Annotated in this window: 15 protein-coding genes; 7 read left to right on the forward strand and 8 right to left on the reverse strand. The window is 74.3% G+C overall.

Annotated elements, in window-relative coordinates; genetic code table 11:
- Positions 1-17: 17 nt before the first annotated feature.
- The 4 genes from QC029_RS19080 to QC029_RS19095 form a co-directional block, all read right to left on the reverse strand.
- The gene (locus tag QC029_RS19080; protein ID WP_279556917.1) at positions 18-1214 is read right to left on the reverse strand and encodes an MAB_1171c family putative transporter; all 1197 of its coding nucleotides are present in this window, start codon (positions 1212-1214) and stop codon (positions 18-20) included.
- Positions 1211-1822, reverse strand: coding sequence for a toxin (locus QC029_RS19085; RefSeq protein WP_279556918.1), 612 nt, complete (start codon positions 1820-1822; stop codon positions 1211-1213). Before QC029_RS19085 ends, QC029_RS19080 begins: the two co-directional genes overlap by 4 nt.
- Positions 1823-1989: 167 nt before the next feature.
- Positions 1990-2742, reverse strand: a complete 753-nt coding sequence (locus QC029_RS19090; protein ID WP_279556919.1) for an isocitrate lyase/phosphoenolpyruvate mutase family protein — start codon at positions 2740-2742, stop codon at positions 1990-1992.
- The gene (locus QC029_RS19095; RefSeq protein ID WP_336621601.1) at positions 2739-3233 is read right to left on the reverse strand and encodes a carboxymuconolactone decarboxylase family protein; all 495 of its coding nucleotides are present in this window, start codon (positions 3231-3233) and stop codon (positions 2739-2741) included. The genes QC029_RS19090 and QC029_RS19095 overlap by 4 nt, the downstream gene beginning before the upstream one ends.
- A gap of 47 nt (positions 3234-3280) precedes the next feature.
- On the opposite strand from QC029_RS19095, the gene QC029_RS19100 reads away from it, so the two are divergent.
- Complete coding sequence (locus QC029_RS19100) at positions 3281-4774, forward strand: PLP-dependent aminotransferase family protein (RefSeq protein WP_279556921.1); 1494 nt, start codon at positions 3281-3283, stop codon at positions 4772-4774.
- Positions 4775-4799: 25 nt separating this feature from the next.
- Here the strand turns inward: QC029_RS19100 and rocD are convergent, their stop codons facing one another.
- On the reverse strand, positions 4800-6122 hold the full coding sequence (gene rocD / locus QC029_RS19105; protein ID WP_279556922.1) for an ornithine--oxo-acid transaminase: 1323 nt from the start codon (positions 6120-6122) through the stop codon (positions 4800-4802).
- A 236-nt stretch (positions 6123-6358) separates the two neighbouring features.
- Here rocD and trpS point away from each other — a divergent pair, with 236 nt between their 5' ends.
- Together trpS and QC029_RS19115 are read left to right on the forward strand one after the other, a co-directional pair.
- A complete protein-coding gene (gene trpS, locus QC029_RS19110; RefSeq protein WP_279556923.1) occupies positions 6359-7372 on the forward strand; it encodes a tryptophan--tRNA ligase in 1014 nt (337 codons plus the stop codon).
- A gap of 57 nt (positions 7373-7429) precedes the next feature.
- On the forward strand, positions 7430-8011 hold the full coding sequence (locus tag QC029_RS19115) for a 2'-5' RNA ligase family protein (RefSeq protein ID WP_279556924.1): 582 nt from the start codon (positions 7430-7432) through the stop codon (positions 8009-8011).
- Between the two features lie 85 nt (positions 8012-8096).
- Here the strand turns inward: QC029_RS19115 and QC029_RS19120 are convergent, their stop codons facing one another.
- The gene (locus QC029_RS19120) at positions 8097-9593 is read right to left on the reverse strand and encodes a D-alanyl-D-alanine carboxypeptidase family protein (protein WP_279556925.1); all 1497 of its coding nucleotides are present in this window, start codon (positions 9591-9593) and stop codon (positions 8097-8099) included.
- A gap of 111 nt (positions 9594-9704) precedes the next feature.
- On the opposite strand from QC029_RS19120, the gene QC029_RS19125 reads away from it, so the two are divergent.
- The 4 genes from QC029_RS19125 (at position 9705) to QC029_RS19140 (ending at position 13262) form a co-directional block, all read left to right on the forward strand.
- Complete coding sequence (locus QC029_RS19125; RefSeq protein WP_279556926.1) at positions 9705-9953, forward strand: SCO4848 family membrane protein; 249 nt, start codon at positions 9705-9707, stop codon at positions 9951-9953.
- Positions 9954-10022: 69 nt separating this feature from the next.
- Positions 10023-11417: a metallophosphoesterase gene (locus QC029_RS19130; RefSeq protein WP_279556927.1), complete on the forward strand. Its 1395-nt coding sequence runs from the start codon at positions 10023-10025 to the stop codon at positions 11415-11417.
- 254 nt (positions 11418-11671) lie between these two features.
- Positions 11672-12079: a YciI family protein gene (locus tag QC029_RS19135; RefSeq protein WP_279556928.1), complete on the forward strand. Its 408-nt coding sequence runs from the start codon at positions 11672-11674 to the stop codon at positions 12077-12079.
- Positions 12080-12086: 7 nt separating this feature from the next.
- Positions 12087-13262: a DUF6596 domain-containing protein gene (locus QC029_RS19140; protein ID WP_279556929.1), complete on the forward strand. Its 1176-nt coding sequence runs from the start codon at positions 12087-12089 to the stop codon at positions 13260-13262.
- Positions 13263-13390: 128 nt separating this feature from the next.
- On the opposite strand, the gene QC029_RS19145 is transcribed toward QC029_RS19140, so the two are convergent.
- Positions 13391-14167: a succinate dehydrogenase iron-sulfur subunit gene (locus QC029_RS19145; RefSeq protein ID WP_279556930.1), complete on the reverse strand. Its 777-nt coding sequence runs from the start codon at positions 14165-14167 to the stop codon at positions 13391-13393.
- Positions 14167-15921 carry a succinate dehydrogenase flavoprotein subunit gene (sdhA, locus tag QC029_RS19150; protein WP_279556931.1) on the reverse strand — a complete coding sequence of 585 codons (1755 nt, stop codon included), beginning with the start codon at positions 15919-15921 and terminating at the stop codon, positions 14167-14169. Before sdhA ends, QC029_RS19145 begins: the two co-directional genes overlap by 1 nt.
- Positions 15922-15931 lie beyond the last annotated feature (10 nt).

A 15931-nucleotide genomic window follows, 5' to 3' on the forward strand; every position in this document is an offset into this window, starting at 1 on the left:
GGTTCGGTCCTGGCGGGTCAGGGATGGTCGCTTCCCCGCGGGGCGGTGGCCCGAGGAGCGGTGGCCCGTGCGGCGGGGAGCCGGGCGAAGGACCTGGCCACCTCGGACAGCCAGGCCACCTCCTCCGTGAAGTCGCCGGGGCCGCCCCGGCGGTCGGCCGGCGGTGGCGGCGGGGCCGGCGCGGAGGACGGGGGCGCGGCCGGGGCCCCGGCCCGCGCGTCGAGGGCGGCCCTCAGCAGCCGGGCCTCGTCGGCGGGGGAGCCCCGCTCCGCGCCGCGGGGCAGGTGCGGGCCCAGGGCGTGGTACCCGTCGAGGATCTCGATGACGCGGCGGTGGAGCCGGTAGTCGAGGTCGGCCGGCGGGAGCCGGTCCAGCGGCCTCCTCGGCGGCGGTTCGAGCGCGATCACCGGCACCGCCTCGTACAGGGCCCACCACAGGGGGCGCAGCCGCAGGTAGGAGCGGTAGCCGCGCAGCCAGGCGGAGACGGCCGGGCCCCAGGAGGGCACGGTCCAGCCGAACACCTGGAGGAGCGCCCCCACGCTCCCGGCCAGCCAGTAGGCGGGCTCCCAGGCGCTCATGTCGTGGCCGAGCTGGGTGCCGGCCGTCTGGGTGTAGCGGATGGCGCAGTAGACCAGGATGAGCGAGGCGCCCGCGGTGACCGTCCACATGCCCGCGCGCAGCCAGGTGCGGTGGGCGATGCGCGCGTAGCGGTAGGACAGCCGGACGGCCCCGACCTGCCCCACCGCGCAGACGGTGATGTAGAGGAGCAGGTATCCCGCGTAGTCGCGGTCCTGCATGTTGCGCAGCAGGGTGCCCTCGGCGGACGCGGTCTGCCGGTAGGGCTCCACGACGAAGAACAGGACGACCAGGACCACCAGCGCGACGGCGAACGCCCGCACGCGCCGTCTCGCCAGGACCGCCGCCCGCTCGGGCGGGTGCGACCAGTGGACCAGTACGACCTGCTGGGCGGCCGTCAGCACGACCACCGCGGCCTGCGTCATGATCGTGGTCAGGTTCGGATAGCCGAACAGGCGGGAGACGTCGTCGCGCAGCCAGTTGAGGTCGATGAGGAAGCTGATCCCGGAGCACAGGAAGTAGGTCTCCAGGGCCCACAGCGCCGGGTCGCTCCTGCGCCGCAGGAGCTCGGGGAGCTTGTAGCAGAACGCGGCGAGCCCGACGAAGGCGCACACGTGGGACAGGACGTCGTAGATCATCCGCGGCCGACGACGCTTTCCACGCGGGCCATGACGGTGGCGTCCTCGGGCGTCAGGGCGGTGGCGTCCCCGGGGTCCGGGGCGGCCCCGCGGCGGGCCCGCGCCAGGATGAGCGACGCCATCATCTCGGCCTCCTGCTCCGCCCGGTCGTCGTAGGCGGAGCGTTGCAGGGACCCGCGGACGAGGTCCGGGCCGGCGTCGGGGAGGAGGCTCGCCGGGACGGCCGGTCCGGGGAGCGCGCCGAAGTCGTGCTCGCAGATGATGTGGGAGAGCTCGTGGGCGATGATGTGCTCCTGGTGGGGCCCGCTGGTGTTCGCCCGGTAGACGATGACGTCCGTGTCCGGCAGGGCGATCCACAGGCCGTGGAGCAGCGGCTCCTCCAGTTCCATCGGAGCGAGGCGGATGGTGCGCCCGCGCCTCCGGCCCACCTGCTCGCAGACGGCCGTGATGCCAGCGACGCCCGTGATGCCCGCGGCGCCCGTGACGTCCGCCACGCCGTCGTGCCCGGGGAGGATGCCGGTCTCGGTGAGGCGTCTCTCGCAGGTGCGCTGCATCTCCCGGAACCGGGCACGCCGGCGGCCTGGTAAGCGCAGGGGAGACGCTGCCACCGGCACGTCCTTTCCGGCTCCGCGCCGCGTCGCCTTCGGGGTCCTGGAGGGGACGGCGCCGCGGGGCGGTCGGCCGGTCCCTCGGCGCCTCCTGAGAGATCGTCACCAACCGCCGGGCCGCGCGCAACCTCTCACCGCGATTGCGGCGGGACCGGCGGCAGGTTGGCTCAAAGACGTCCCCGGCCACCGTACAGCTCGGCCGCCGTCCGCGCGACGGCGGCGGCCGCACGGTCGTGGAGCGAGCCGCCGAAGGTGACGCGGGCCGCGCCCAGGGCGCCCAGTTCGGCGGGCGGCGGGGACTGGCCGAGGACGCACAGGGCGTTGACCGGGGCGCCGGTCTCCGCCGCCAGCACCGGCAGGTGGTCCGGCGGCGCGAGGATCGGGTAGACGCAGCCCGCGCCCGCCGCCGCGTACAGCCGCCCCCGCTCCACCGCCGCCGCCAGCGGGTCGTCCGCGCCGCGCACGTACGCGTCGACGCGGGCGTTGACCAGCAGTCCCCCGTCCGCCGCCGCGCACACCTCGGCCAGCCACTCCGCCTGGCGGCCCGGATCGAGCAGCTTCCGCGTGGCCGGGTCGGAGTCCTCCAGGTTGCAGCCGACCGCCCCGGCCTCCAGCAGCCGCTCGGCGATCTCCCGCGGCGCGAGGCCGTAACCCCGCTCGACGTCGGCGGTGACCGGTACCTCCACCGCGCGGACGATCCGGGCGACGGCCGCGAACATCTCGTCCGGCGGGGCGCCCTCGCCGTCCGCGTACCCCAGCGTGGCGGCCACCGCGCTGCTGGAGGTGGCGAGCGCGGGGAAGCCCGCGCCGGCGAAGGCGCGGGCGCTCACCGCGTCCCACACGGTGGGGAGGACCAGCGGCCCGCCGCCGTGGTGGAGGGCCCGGAAGGCGTCCACCGCGCCCGGGTCGCGGGCGCTCACCGCGGCCCGTCCCCCTTCAGGGACTCGGGGACCGCGCGGGTGGCCACCTGGAAGCGGTTCCAGGCGTTGATGGCGACGATCTGGGCGATCAGACGGGCGAGCTCGGTCTCGTCGAAGTGCTTGGCCGCGCGCTCGTACACCTCGTCCGGCACGAACGGTCCCTGCGGGGAGCCTCCGGTCAGCAGCGTGATCGCCTCGGTGAGGGCGAGCGCCGCCCGCTCCCGCTCGGTGAACAGGCCGGGGGCCTCCTCCCAGGCGGCGATCAGGTCCAGGCGGAGCTGGGACTCGCCCATCTTCCGGGCATCGGTGAGGTGCATGTCGATGCAGAACGCGCACTTGTTGATCTGGGAGGCCCGGATCTTCACCAACTCGCCGATGACCGGGTCGAGTCCCTGGGACGCGGCGGCCTGGAAGGCGGACATCCCCCGGTACACCTCGGGAGCGAGCTCCCAGAGGTTCATGCGCGGACCGTGTTCGTGGACTGTCGTCATGGTGACGACACTAGGGCCGCGACGGCCCGGGGGTATGGTCCACTTCCATGCGGGAATCCCGGGCCACTCCAGACGGCGGTTCGGGCGGCCGGGCCATCGGGACCGGCGGCGACCTCCATCTGGACCTCGGCGGCCCGGGCGGGCTGCGCGCGTCGCTGATGCGCGCCCTGCGCGACGCCGTGCGCACCGGCCGCCTCGCCCCCGGCACCCGGCTGCCCTCCTCCCGCTCGCTCGCCGCCGACCTCGGCGTCGCCCGCAACACCGTGGCCGACGCGTACGCCGAACTCGTCGCCGAGGGCTGGCTCGCCGCCCGCCAGGGCTCCGGCACCCGCGTCGCCCCGCGCGCCGAACCGGCCGTGCCGCCGGACACGCCGCCGGGCACGCGCCCCACGCCCCCGCGCCACTCCCCGCATCCGGTCCCGCCCGCGCGCACGCCCCCGCGGATCCTCCACGACCTGTGCTCCGGGCGGCCGGACGTCTCCGCCTTCCCCCGCGCCGCCTGGCTCACCTCCGCCCGCCGCGCCCTGACCGCCGCGCCCAGCGAGGCCCTCGGCTACGACGACCCGCGCGGGCGGCCCGAACTGCGGCGCGCGCTGGCCGGGTACCTCGCCCGCGTGCGGGGCGTGCGCACCGACCCCGAACGGATCGTGGTCTGCGCCGGCGTCGTCCGCGGGCTGGCGCTGCTGGGGGAGGTGCTGGGCGCCACCACGGTGGCGGTGGAGTCGTACGGCCTGTGGGTCCACCGCGACCTGCTGGCCCGCGCCGGGGCGCGCACCGTCCCGCTCCCGGTGGACGACCGCGGCGCCGACGTGGCCGCCCTGTACGGCACCGGGGCGCACGCCGCCCTCCTCACGCCCGCCCACCAGTACCCGACCGGCGCCCCCCTCCACCCCGACCGGCGCGCGGCGGTCGTCGACTGGGCGCGGGCCACCGGGGGACTGGTCCTGGAGGACGACTACGACGGCGAGTTCCGCTACGACCGCCAGCCCGTCGGCGCGCTCCAGGACCTCGACCCGGAGCGGGTGGTCTACCTCGGCACCGCCAGCAAGAGCCTGGCGCCGGGGCTGCGGCTGGGCTGGCTGGTGCTGCCCGAGGCGCTGCTCGGCCCCGTCCTGGCCGCCCGCCGCGAGACGGCTGAGACCTGCGGCGTCCTCGACCAGCTCACCCTCGCCGACTTCGTCGAGTCGGGCGCGTACGACCGGCACGTGCGCGCCATGCGGCTGCGCTACCGGCGCCGCCGCGACCGGCTCGTGGCCGCGCTCGCCGAACGCGTGCCCGCCGTGCGCGTCAGCGGCATCGCGGCCGGGCTCCACGCCGTGCTGGAGCTGCCGCCGGGCACCGAGGAGACGGTGCTGGAGGCGGCGTCGCGGGCGGGGGTGGCCGTGGAGGGCCTGGCCCGCTTCCGCCACCCGGCGGCCCCCGCCCCCGCCCCCGGCCCCGTGCGCGACGCGCTCGTCGTCGGCTACGGGACGCCGCCGGAGCACGGCTTCGCCGCGGCCGTGGAGGCGCTGTGCCGGGTGCTGCGCGGCGCCCTCCGGTGAGGGCGCCGCGCAGGCCCCGGGCGCCTCAGGCGCCCAGCACCGCGCCGAGCCGGTCCAGGCCCCAGTCCAGGTCCTCCTTGGAGATCACCAGCGGCGGGGCGATGCGGATCGTCGAGCCGTGGGTGTCCTTGACCAGGACGCCCCGCTCCATCAGCCGCTCGGAGATCTCCCGGCCCGTGCCCAGGGACGGGGTGACGTCCACGCCCGCCCACAGCCCGCGCCCGCGCACCGCCTCGACCGCGCCGCCGCCCGCCAGCAGGCCCAGCTCGTGGTGGAGGTGGTCGCCCAGCTCCGCCGCCCGCTGCTGGAACTCGCCGGTGCGCAGCATCGCGATCACCTCCAGCGCCACCGCGCAGGCCAGCGGGTTGCCGCCGAACGTCGAGCCGTGCTCGCCGGGCCGGAAGACGCCCAGCACCTCGGCCGAGGAGACCACCGCCGAGACCGGCACGATGCCGCCGCCGAGCGCCTTGCCCAGCACGTAGACGTCCGGCACCACACCCTCGTGCTCGCACGCGAACGTCCGGCCGGTGCGTCCCAGGCCCGACTGGATCTCGTCCGCGACGAACAGCACGTTCCGCTCGCGGGTCAGCTCGCGCACGCCCGCCAGGTAGCCCGGCGGCGGCACCAGGACGCCCGCCTCGCCCTGGATCGGCTCCAGCAGCACGGCGACGGTGTCCTCGGGGGCCTCGTCGAGCGCCGCCTCCATCGCGGCCAGGTCGCCGTAGGGGACGATCTCGAAGCCCGGGGTGTAGGGGCCGTAGTCGGCGCGCGCCTCGGGGTCGGTGGAGAAGCTGACGATCGTGGTGGTGCGGCCGTGGAAGTTGTTCTCCGCCACGATGATCCTCGCCCGCCCCTCGGGGACGCCCTTGACCCGGTAGCCCCACTTGCGGGCCGTCTTCACCGCCGTCTCCACCGCCTCCGCGCCGGTGTTCATCGGCAGCACCGTCTCCATGCCGCACAGCTCGGCCAGCTCGGTGCAGAAGGCGGCGAAGCGGTCGTGGTGGAAGGCGCGCGAGGTGAGGGTGAGCCGGTCCAGCTGCGCCCGGGCGGCGGCCAGCAGCCGGGGGTGGCCGTGGCCGAAGTTGAGCGCCGAGTAGCCGGCGAGCATGTCGAGGAAGCGCCTGCCCTCGACGTCGGTCATCCACGCGCCCTCGGCCGAGGCGACGACGACCGGCAGCGGGTGGTAGTTGTGCGCGCTGTGCGCGTCGGCGGCGGCGATCAGACCGGCGGAGGCGGCACCGGGGGCGGGGGCGGCTGCGTGGGCGGCGGCATGGGGGGCTGCGTGGGCGGCGGTGTGGGAGGCGGCATGGGGGGCGGGGGTGGCGGACGACTCTGCCGAGGTGGCCATGGGAACGCTCCGTGTCGGGTGGGCGGAGTGGACGTGTGCACCGGCGATCGTGCGGCGGTCGCCGCGTGTGATGCCTATCTCTATCGTCGTACGCCCGCTTCGCGAAGAAACCCTCCGGTGCGTCGCGTTCCGGTACGCCGACCCGCCCTCGGGACCCGTGCCCCGGCCCGCCCGGCCCCCGGACCGGGGCCGGAACACGCGTGAGCCCGGCGGCGGCCCTCTGCGAGAATGACGCCATGGCCACTGACCGTCCCCGTGTACTCTCCGGCATCCAGCCCACCGCGGGCTCCTTCCACCTCGGCAACTACCTCGGTGCCGTCCGCCAGTGGGTCGACCTGCAGGACACCCACGACGCGTTCTACGCCGTCGTCGACCTGCACGCCATCACCATCCCCCAGGACCCGAAGGAGCTGCGTGCCGCCACCCGGCTGGCCGCCGCCCAGCTCCTGGCCGCGGGGCTCGATCCGGAGCGCTGCACCCTGTTCCTCCAGAGCCACGTGCCCGAGCACACGCAGCTCGCCTGGGTGATGAACTGCCTCACCGGCTTCGGCGAGGCCTCCCGGATGACCCAGTTCAAGGACAAGAGCGCGCGGCAGGGCGCCGAGGCCACGACGGTCGGCCTGTTCACCTACCCCGTCCTCCAGGTCGCCGACATCCTGCTCTACCAGGCCGACAGCGTCCCCGTGGGCGAGGACCAGCGCCAGCACATCGAGCTGACCCGCGACGTCGCCGAGCGCTTCAACAGCCGCTACGGCCACACCTTCACCGTCCCCTCGGCCTTCATCCTGAAGGAGACGGCGAAGATCTACGACCTGCAGGAGCCGACGGTCAAGATGAGCAAGTCGGCGGCCTCCCCCAAGGGCGTGGTCAGCCTGCTCGACGAGCCGAAGGCGTCCGCCAAGAAGATCAAGAGCGCGGTGACCGACACCGGGACCGAGATCCGCTACGACGAGAAGGAGAAGCCCGGCATCAGCAACCTGCTGGTGATCTACTCCACCCTGACCGGAACCGGAATCCCGGAACTGGAGCAGCAGTACGCCGGCAAGGGCTACGGTGCCCTCAAGACCGATCTCGCCGAGGTCGTCGCGGCCTGGGTGGCGCCCTTCCGGGAGCGCACGCAGGAATATCTGGACGACCCCGAGACGCTGGACTCGGTGCTGGCCAGGGGAGCCGAGAAGGCACGCGAGGTCGCCGCGGAGACACTGGCCACCGCGTACGACAAGGTGGGCTTCGTACCCGCCAAGCACTGACAGGGCACCGGGCGACCAGGGGGAACCAGAGGGACAGGTACGAGGAAGGAGAACCACGTGGGGACCGTCACGCTCGGCGTATCGATCGCGGTCCCGGAGCCCTACGGCAGCCTGCTCCAGCAGCGGCGCGCGGGCTTCGGCGACTCCGCTGCCCATGGCATCCCCACCCACGTGACCCTCCTGCCGCCGACCGAGGTGGACCCGGCGCGCCGTCCCGAGATCGAGGAGCACCTCGCCCAGGTGGCCGCGGCGGGGCGGGCCTTCCCGATGAGGCTGTCGGGCACGGGCACCTTCCGCCCGCTGTCGCCGGTGGTCTTCGTCCAGGTCGTCGAGGGGTCCACGGCCTGCGGACGGCTCCAGGAGCAGGTCCGGGAGGAGGGCGGTCCGCTCGCCCGCGAGCTCCCGTTCCCGTACCACCCGCACGTCACGGTCGCCCACGGCATCGCCGACGAGGCGATGGACCGGGCGTACGCGGAGCTGGCCGACTTCGAGGCCGCCTGGACGGCGACGGGCTTCGCGCTGTACGAGCAGGGCGAGGACCGCGTGTGGCGGCTCCAGAGAGAGTTCGTCTTCGGCGCCGCGCCGCTGCCGCTGCCGCACCAGCCGGCCTTCTCCAGGCCTCCGGCCCCCTCGCTCTGACGCGCTCCGGCGCGCAGGTCAGGGGGCCGGCCCCGGCCGTCCGGGCCGGTGGGCCCCTCTCCCGCCCGGGGCCGCCGGCAGGCCCTCAGGACCCCTCGCCGGGAGCCGCGGCCTCCCCGGCTCCGGCCCCGGGCCTCCCCGGGCCCCCGGGCTTCTTCGGGGCCTCGGACCTCCCCGGCGTCCCGGGGGCCGCCGCCCTCCCCACGATCCGCTCCAGGGCGCCCGGGTTCCCCGGGCCGCCCAGGACCGCCGGGCCCTGCGGCCCGCGTCCCGGGCGCGACAGGCCGGACACGCCCGGCAGCGGCCAGCGCCGGTGCACCCCGTACGCTCCCGCGCCGAGTGCGACCAGGAGCGCCACCACGATCATCAGGGCCGTGCCGGCGCCGCCCGAGGGCTGCTGCGTCCCGGCCGCGGTGGGCCCGGAGGGCTGCACGCCGCTGCCGCCCGCCTGGTTCCCGGGCCTGTCGTCGGTGTTCTTGCCGTTCCCCTCCCCGCCTCCCTCCCCGCTCCCCTCCGGCGGCACCAGCTCGCCGACGGGCTCGACCTCCCCGGCGGCCTCGAAACCCCAGTCCAGGAGCTCGGCCGTCTCCTCGTAGACGCGCAGACCGCCTCCCTCGGGGTGCATGGCGGTCACCAGCAGCACCCGGTCGCCGCGCTGGGCGACTCCGGTGAAGGTGGACCCGGCGTTGGTGGTGTAGCCGTTCTTGACGCCGGCGATGCCCTCGTACGGCTCCATGCCCGGGGCGCCGGTCAGCAGCCGGTTGGTGTTCTGGATCTCGAAGGTCTCGCGCTCCTCCTTCCCGTCCTTCCCCTTCTTCACGTCCCCGGGGAACTGCGCCCGGACGGTCGCCGCGTAGGCGCGGAAGTCCGGCTTCTGCATCCCGGAGCGGGCGAACAGGGTGAGGTCGTAGGCGGAGGAGACGTGTCCCTCGGCGTCGTAGCCGTCGGGGCTGACGACATGGGTGTCCCCCGCGCCCAGCCGTCTGGCGTGCTCGTTCATCTCCCGGACGGTCTTGTCCACGCCGCCGTTCAGCTCGGCCAGCGCGTGCACGGCGTCGTTGCCCGAGCGGAGGAAGACGCCCTGCCACAGCTGGTCCACCGTGTAGGGGAGGCCCTCCTTGAGGCCGACCATGCTGCTGCCCGGGCCGACCCGGAGCAGTTCCTCCCGGGTGACCCGGTGGACCAGGTCCTTGTCCAGCTTCGGCAGCAGGGTGTCCGCGAACAGCATCTTGATGGTGCTGGCCGGGGCGAGCGGCCAGTGCGCGTTCTTCGCCGCCAGCACCTCGCCCGTCTCGGCGTCGGCGACGATCCACGAGCGCGAGGTGATCGAGTCGGGCAGTTCGGGGGCGTCGGCCCCGGCCCGCGGTTCTATCTGGACACCGGGGAGGCCGAGGCGCTCACCGCCCACGGCGGACATCCGCGCGGGCGGGGTCGCCTCCCCGGGCTTCTCCGACACGGCGTGCGCCGCGGCCGGGGCACCCGCGAGGAGGCACGGCAGGAGCAGGACGGTCGTGGCGGCGGCGAGGCCGCGGGCGCTGCGCACTCGGCGCGCGCGGGCGATGACACGGTGGGTCTTCGACACGGAGCGAACGTATCGGCTCGGCGCCGGTGAGGGGCCGCCGAGGGGACCATCGCGGTGCCTGGAGACGCCCCTGCCGGTGATTCCGTTGGTCCGATAGACATACTTGTAGGTGTGAAACTCTCTCGCCCCGTTTCGTGGTTCCTGCTCGTCTTCGGGGTGTGGAGCTGGTTCGTGTGGACCAACTTCACCAGGAACCTGTGGAAGGACAGCGGTGGCCTGGCGTTCGACGACGCGGGCGACCCGACCGCGTACTTCTGGATCCACCTGGTGCTGGCCGCGGTGTCGCTGGTGCTCGGCACGGCCATCGGGATCATCGGCCTGCGCGGTCTGCGCGCCCTGCGCGCCTCGCGCGCGGGCTGAAGGAACGCATGACCGCCGGCGGAACGTTCGGCGGGGGACGGGCAATCGGGCAGGGGAGTGGAGCGGGGCATGGTCGTGGTCTTCGTGGGCGTCGTGCTGCTGGTGGTCGCCGTGCTGGCGGCGGCGCACTGGTACCTGTGGCGGCGTCTGGTCCGCGACGTGGCGGCGCGCGGCACCTGGTACAGACGGGTGGGCACGGCGCTGGCCGTCCTGCTGCCGCTGACCGCCGTCGCGGCGCAGTCCGCCGGACGCGCGGACGTGCCCTTCGCCCTGAAGCGGGCCCTCGCCTGGCCGGGCTACCTCTGGCTCGCCCTGATGCTCTACCTGCTGCTGGCCCTGCTCGTGGGCGAGGCCGTACGGCCGCTGCTGCGGCGCTTCCTGGAGCGGCGGGACACCGGCCGGGGCACTGACCGGGACGCCGACCGGGACACTGACCGGGACGCCGACTGGGACACCGGCCGGAACACCGCCGGCGCGGCGCGCGCCGCCTCCGCCTCCCCTGCCGCCTCCGCCTCCGCCGCGGAGGGGACGGGAGCGGACGGCCGTACGCCGGACGGGGCGGCGCGCACGGCGGTCGCGGTCCGCGACGGCTCCGGTGCGGCGGCGGGCTCCGGCGCCGGGGAGCGCCCGGCGGCCGGGCCGACGCGGCGGCTGTTCGTGGCCCGCACCGTGGCCGCCGCCGCGGGCGTCGCGGCGGCCGGGACCGTCGGGTACGGCACGTACGGCGTGCTGCGCGGCCCGAAGCTCAAGCGCGTCACCGTCCCGCTGGCCAAGCTGCCCCGGGCCGCCCACGGCTACCGCATCGCCGTGGTCAGCGACATCCACCTCGGCCCGATCCTGGGCCGCGCCCACACCCAGCGGATCGTGGACACCATCAACCGGGCGGACGCCGACATGGTCGCCATCGTCGGCGACCTGGTGGACGGCACCGTCGCCGAGCTCGGCACCGCCGCCGAGCCGCTGGCGGGGCTCCGCTCGCGCGACGGCTCGTACTTCGTCACCGGCAACCACGAGTACTTCGGCGACGCCGGGGAGTGGGTCGACCGCGTCCGCGAGCTGGGCGTGCGGCCGCTGGAGAACGCCCGCCACGAGCTGCGCCACTTCGATCTGGCCGGGGTCAACGACATCGCGGGCGAGGAGGAGGGCCAGGGCCCGGACTTCCGGCGGGCGCTCGGCGACCGCGACACCTCCCGCGCGGTGGTCCTCATGGCCCACCAGCCGGTCATGATCCACGACGCCGTGGACCACGGTGTGGACCTCCAGCTCTCCGGCCACACCCACGGCGGCCAGATGTGGCCCGGCAACTACCTCGCGAGCCTCGCCAACCCCACCCTCGCGGGCCTGGAGAGCTACGGCGACACCCAGCTCTACGTCACGCGCGGCGCGGGCGCGTGGGGTCCGCCGGTGCGGGTGGGCGCGGAGTCGGACATCACCGTGGTGGAGCTGGCCTCCGCGCAGGCCTGACAGGCGTCCGGCGCCGGCCGCCTCACCGGTGGTCCGGGGATCGCGGGGGCCGCCCACCGCGGTCCCGGCGCCCGGCACCGGGGGCTCCGCGTCGTGGCCGCGTCGTGGCCGGACCGGGCCGAGCCGGGCTCGGACCGGCCCGTTCACACGGGCCGGAAAAAAATCCGCCCGGCGATGTCGAGAACCCATGACCGGCTCCGTCCCCGTGGTGAAGGCGACCACAATGGGTCGCACCAGCGCCGAGGAGAGACACGATGGCCAAGTACCTGCTGCTCAAGCACTACCGCGGTGCCCCGGCTCCGGTCAACGACGTGCCCATGGACCAGTGGACGCCGGAGGAGATCTCGGCCCACATGCGGTACATGCACGACTTCGCGGCCCGGCTCGAGGAGACCGGCGAGTTCGTCGACGGCCAGGCGCTCGCCCCCGAGGGGACCTTCGTCCGGTACGACGGCGAGGGCCGCCCGCCGGTCACCGACGGCCCGTTCGCCGAGACCAAGGACCTCATCGCCGGCTGGATGGTGATCGACGTCGACAGCCACGAGCGCGCCGTCGAGCTGGCCGGGGAGCTGTCGGCCGCCCCCGGGGCGGGCGGGGAGCCGATCCACGAGTGGCTCGAGGTGCGCCCGTTCCTGGCCGCGCCGCCCACCGTCACGGAGTGACCCCCGAGTGAACGAGGCCCTGCTCCGGAGCCTCACGCCGAGCGTGCTCGCCGTCCTCGTCCGCCGTGGAGCCGACTTCGCGGCGGCCGAGGACGCCGTGCAGGAGGCGCTGGTCGAGGCGGTCCGCGTCTGGCCCGCCGATCCGCCGCGGGACCCGAAGGGCTGGCTGGTCACCGTGGCCTGGCGCCGGTTCCTCGACGCGGCCCGGGCGGACGCCGCCCGCCGCCGGCGTGAGGACCTCGTCGAGGAGGAGCCGCCGCCCGGGCCCGCGCCCGCCGTGGACGACACGCTCCGGCTCTACTTCCTGTGCGCCCACCCGTCGCTGACGCCCTCGTCCGCGGTCGCGCTCACGCTGCGCGCCGTCGGCGGGCTGACCACACGCCAGATCGCCCGGGCCTACCTGGTGCCCGAGGCGACCATGGCGCAGCGCATCAGCCGGGCCAAGCGCACCGTCTCCGGCGTGCGCCTCGACCGGCCCGGCGACGTCGCCACCGTGCTGCGCGTCCTCTACCTGGTCTTCAACGAGGGCTACTCCGGCGACGTCGACCTCGCCGCCGAGGCCATCCGGCTCACCCGGCAGCTCGCGGCCGCCGTCGACCACCCCGAGGTGGCGGGTCTGCTCGCCCTCATGCTGCTCCACCACGCCCGGCGCGCCGCCCGGACCGCGCCCGACGGCAGTCTGGTGCCGCTCGCCGAGCAGGACCGCGGCCGGTGGGACACCGGGGCGATCGCCGAGGGCGTCGGGGTCCTGCAGGCGGCCCTGGCCCGCGACCGGCTGGGCGAGTTCCAGGCCCAGGCCGCCATCGCGGCGCTCCACGCCGACGCGCCCACCGCCGAGGAGACCGACTGGGTGCAGATCGTCGAGTGGTACGACGAGCTCGTGCGCCTGACCGACAGCCCGGTCGTCCGGCTCAACCGCGCGGTGGCCGTCGGCGAGGCCGACGGACCGCGCGCCGGCCTGGCGGCGCTCGCGGCGCTGGACGACTCCTCCCCGGGCTCCTCGGGCGGGGGACGCCCCGTGCCGCGCCGCGCCGCGGTGGCGGCCTACCTCCACGAGCGCGACGGCGACCTGGCGACGGCGGCACGGCTGTACGCCGAGGCGGCCCACCAGGCGCCCAACCTCGCCGAGCGCGATCACCTGACGCGCCAGGCCGCCCGGCTCAACGCCCGCCGGCGTCGCTGACGGGCCGCGCCCGGAACCTCCCGCGGCCCCCGGCGGCCGGGAAATGCGGTGAGGGCCCGCCCCCCGAAGGGAGCGGGCCCTCACCGGCGCCGGGGGCCGCCCCTCGGCGGGGCGGCCCGGTACGGGCCTCAGTAGCGACGCGTGATCAGCGCGCGCTTGACCTCCTGGATGGCCTTGGTGATCTCGATGCCGCGCGGGCAGGCCTCCGTGCAGTTGAAGACGGTCCGGCAGCGCCAGACGCCCTCGCGGTCGTTGAGGATCTCCAGACGCTGCTCACCGCCCTCGTCGCGGGAGTCGAAGATGAACCGGTGGGCGTTGACGATCGCCGCCGGGCCGAAGTACTGGCCGTCGTTCCAGAACACCGGGCACGCGGACGTGCACGCGGCGCACAGGATGCACTTGGTGGTGTCGTCGAAGCGCTCGCGGTCCTCGGCGGACTGCAGGCGCTCGCGGGTCGGCTCGTTGCCCTTGGTGATCAGGAAGGGCATCACGTCCCGGTACGCCTGGAAAAACGGCTCCATGTCGACCACCAGGTCCTTCTGGACCGTGAGCCCCTTGATGGGCTCGACCGTGATCGGCTTCTCCGGGCTGATGTCCTTGATCAGCGTCTTGCACGCCAGCCGGTTGCGGCCGTTGATGCGCATCGCGTCCGAGCCGCAGATGCCGTGCGCGCAGGAGCGCCGGAAGGTCAGCGTGCCGTCGACCTCCCACTTGATCTTGTGGAGGGCGTCCAGGACGCGCTCCTTGGGATCGATCTCGATCTGGAAGTCCTCCCAGGTGGCCTCGGCGGAGACCTCCGGGTTGAACCGCCGGATGCGGAAGGTCGCGGTGATGTAGGGGGAGTCCGCTGCCGTGCCGCCGGCACCTGCCTCGGACTGGCTCTTGTCCATGACGGGAGTGGCCATCAGTACTTACGCTCCATCGGCTGGTAGCGGGTCTGCACGACCGGCTTGTAGTCCAGCCGGATCGACTCGGTGCCGTCGTCGCCAACCTCGCGGTACGCCATGGTGTGGCGCATGAAGTTGACGTCGTCGCGGTTCGGGTAGTCCTCGCGGTAGTGGCCGCCGCGGGACTCCTTGCGGGCCAGCGCGGAGACGGCCGTCACCTCGGCCAGGTCGAGCAGGTTGCCCAGCTCGATGGCCTCCAGCAGGTCGGTGTTGAACCGCTTGCCCTTGTCCTGGACGGACACGTTCTTGTACCGCTTGCGCAGGGAGGCGATCTCCTCGACGGCCTCCTTGAGCGTCTGCTCGGTGCGGAAGACCATGACGTTCTTGTCCATGGTCTCCTGGAGCGCCTTGCGGATCTCGGTGACCCGCTCGGTGCCCTCCGAGGAGCGCAGCGCCTCGACCTGGCCCTGGACGAACGCGGCCGGGTCCTCCGGCAGGTCGACGTGGTCGGCGGTCGCGGCGTACTCGGCGGCGGCGATGCCCGCCCGGCGGCCGAAGACGTTGATGTCCAGCAGCGAGTTGGTGCCCAGGCGGTTGGCGCCGTGCACGGACACGCAGGCGACCTCGCCGGCCGCGTACAGGCCCGGCACCACCGTGGTGTTGTCGGCCAGCACCTCGCCCATGACGTTGGTCGGGATGCCGCCCATCGCGTAGTGCGCGGTCGGCTGGATCGGGATCGGGTCGGTGTACGGCTCGATGCCCAGGTAGGTCCGCGCGAACTCGGTGATGTCCGGCAGCTTGGCGTCGAGCTGCTCCGGCGGCAGGTGGGTGAGGTCCAGGAAGACGTGGTCGCCCTCGGGACCGCAGCCGCGGCCCTCGCGGATCTCGGTGTAGATCGAGCGGGAGACGACGTCGCGCGAGGCCAGGTCCTTCATGACGGGCGCGTACTTCTCCATGAAGCGCTCGCCGTCCTTGTTGCGGAGGATGCCGCCCTCGCCGCGGGCGCCCTCGGTCAGGAGGATGCCCATGCGCCAGATGCCGGTCGGGTGGAACTGGAAGAACTCCATGTCCTCCAGCGGCAGGCCCCGGCGGAACGCGGCGGCCTGGCCGTCGCCGGTCAGGGTGTGCGCGTTGGAGGTGACCTTGAAGAACTTGCCGTTGCCGCCCGAGGCGAAGACGACGGCCTTCGCCTGGAAGACGTGGATCTCGCCGGTGGCCAGCTCGTAGGCGACGACGCCCGCGGTGCGCTTGACCCCGTCGACCTCGCTCAGCAGCAGGTCCAGGACGTAGAACTCGTTGTAGAACTCCACGCCCTCCTTGACGCAGTTCTGGTACAGCGTCTGGAGGATCATGTGGCCGGTGCGGTCCGCGGCGTAGCAGGACCGGCGGACCGGGGCCTCGCCGTGGTTGCGGGAGTGGCCGCCGAAGCGGCGCTGGTCGATGGTGCCGTCCGGGGTCCGGTTGAACGGCAGGCCCATCTTCTCCAGGTCGAGGACGGCGTCGATGGCCTCCTTCGCCAGGATCTCGGCGGCGTCCTGGTCGACCAGGTAGTCACCGCCCTTGACCGTGTCGAAGGTGTGCCACTCCCAGTTGTCCTCCTCGACGTTCGCCAGGGCGGCGGCCATGCCGCCCTGGGCGGCGCCGGTGTGGGAGCGGGTGGGGTAGAGCTTCGTCAGCACCGCGGTGCGGCTGCGCTTCGTCGCCTCGATGGCGGCGCGCATACCGGCGCCGCCCGCGCCGACGATGACGGTGTCGTACTTGTGGATCTTCATGATGTAACGC

This window comes from Streptomyces sp. DH37 (assembly GCF_029813835.1).
Lineage (GTDB): Bacteria > Actinomycetota > Actinomycetes > Streptomycetales > Streptomycetaceae > Streptomyces.

Coding starts and splice junctions, on each gene's coding strand:
- QC029_RS19130 (WP_279556927.1), top strand. CDS start 10,023: ATGGTCGTGGTCTTCGTGGGCGTCGTGCTGCTGGTGGTCGCCGTGCTG.
- QC029_RS19135 (WP_279556928.1), top strand. CDS start 11,672: ATGGCCAAGTACCTGCTGCTCAAGCACTACCGCGGTGCCCCGGCTCCG.
- QC029_RS19100 (WP_279556921.1), top strand. CDS start 3,281: ATGCGGGAATCCCGGGCCACTCCAGACGGCGGTTCGGGCGGCCGGGCC.
- QC029_RS19095 (WP_336621601.1), bottom strand. CDS start 3,233: ATGACGACAGTCCACGAACACGGTCCGCGCATGAACCTCTGGGAGCTC.
- rocD (WP_279556922.1), bottom strand. CDS start 6,122: ATGGCCACCTCGGCAGAGTCGTCCGCCACCCCCGCCCCCCATGCCGCC.
- trpS (WP_279556923.1), top strand. CDS start 6,359: ATGGCCACTGACCGTCCCCGTGTACTCTCCGGCATCCAGCCCACCGCG.
- sdhA (WP_279556931.1), bottom strand. CDS start 15,921: ATGAAGATCCACAAGTACGACACCGTCATCGTCGGCGCGGGCGGCGCC.
- QC029_RS19080 (WP_279556917.1), bottom strand. CDS start 1,214: ATGATCTACGACGTCCTGTCCCACGTGTGCGCCTTCGTCGGGCTCGCC.
- QC029_RS19145 (WP_279556930.1), bottom strand. CDS start 14,167: ATGGCCACTCCCGTCATGGACAAGAGCCAGTCCGAGGCAGGTGCCGGC.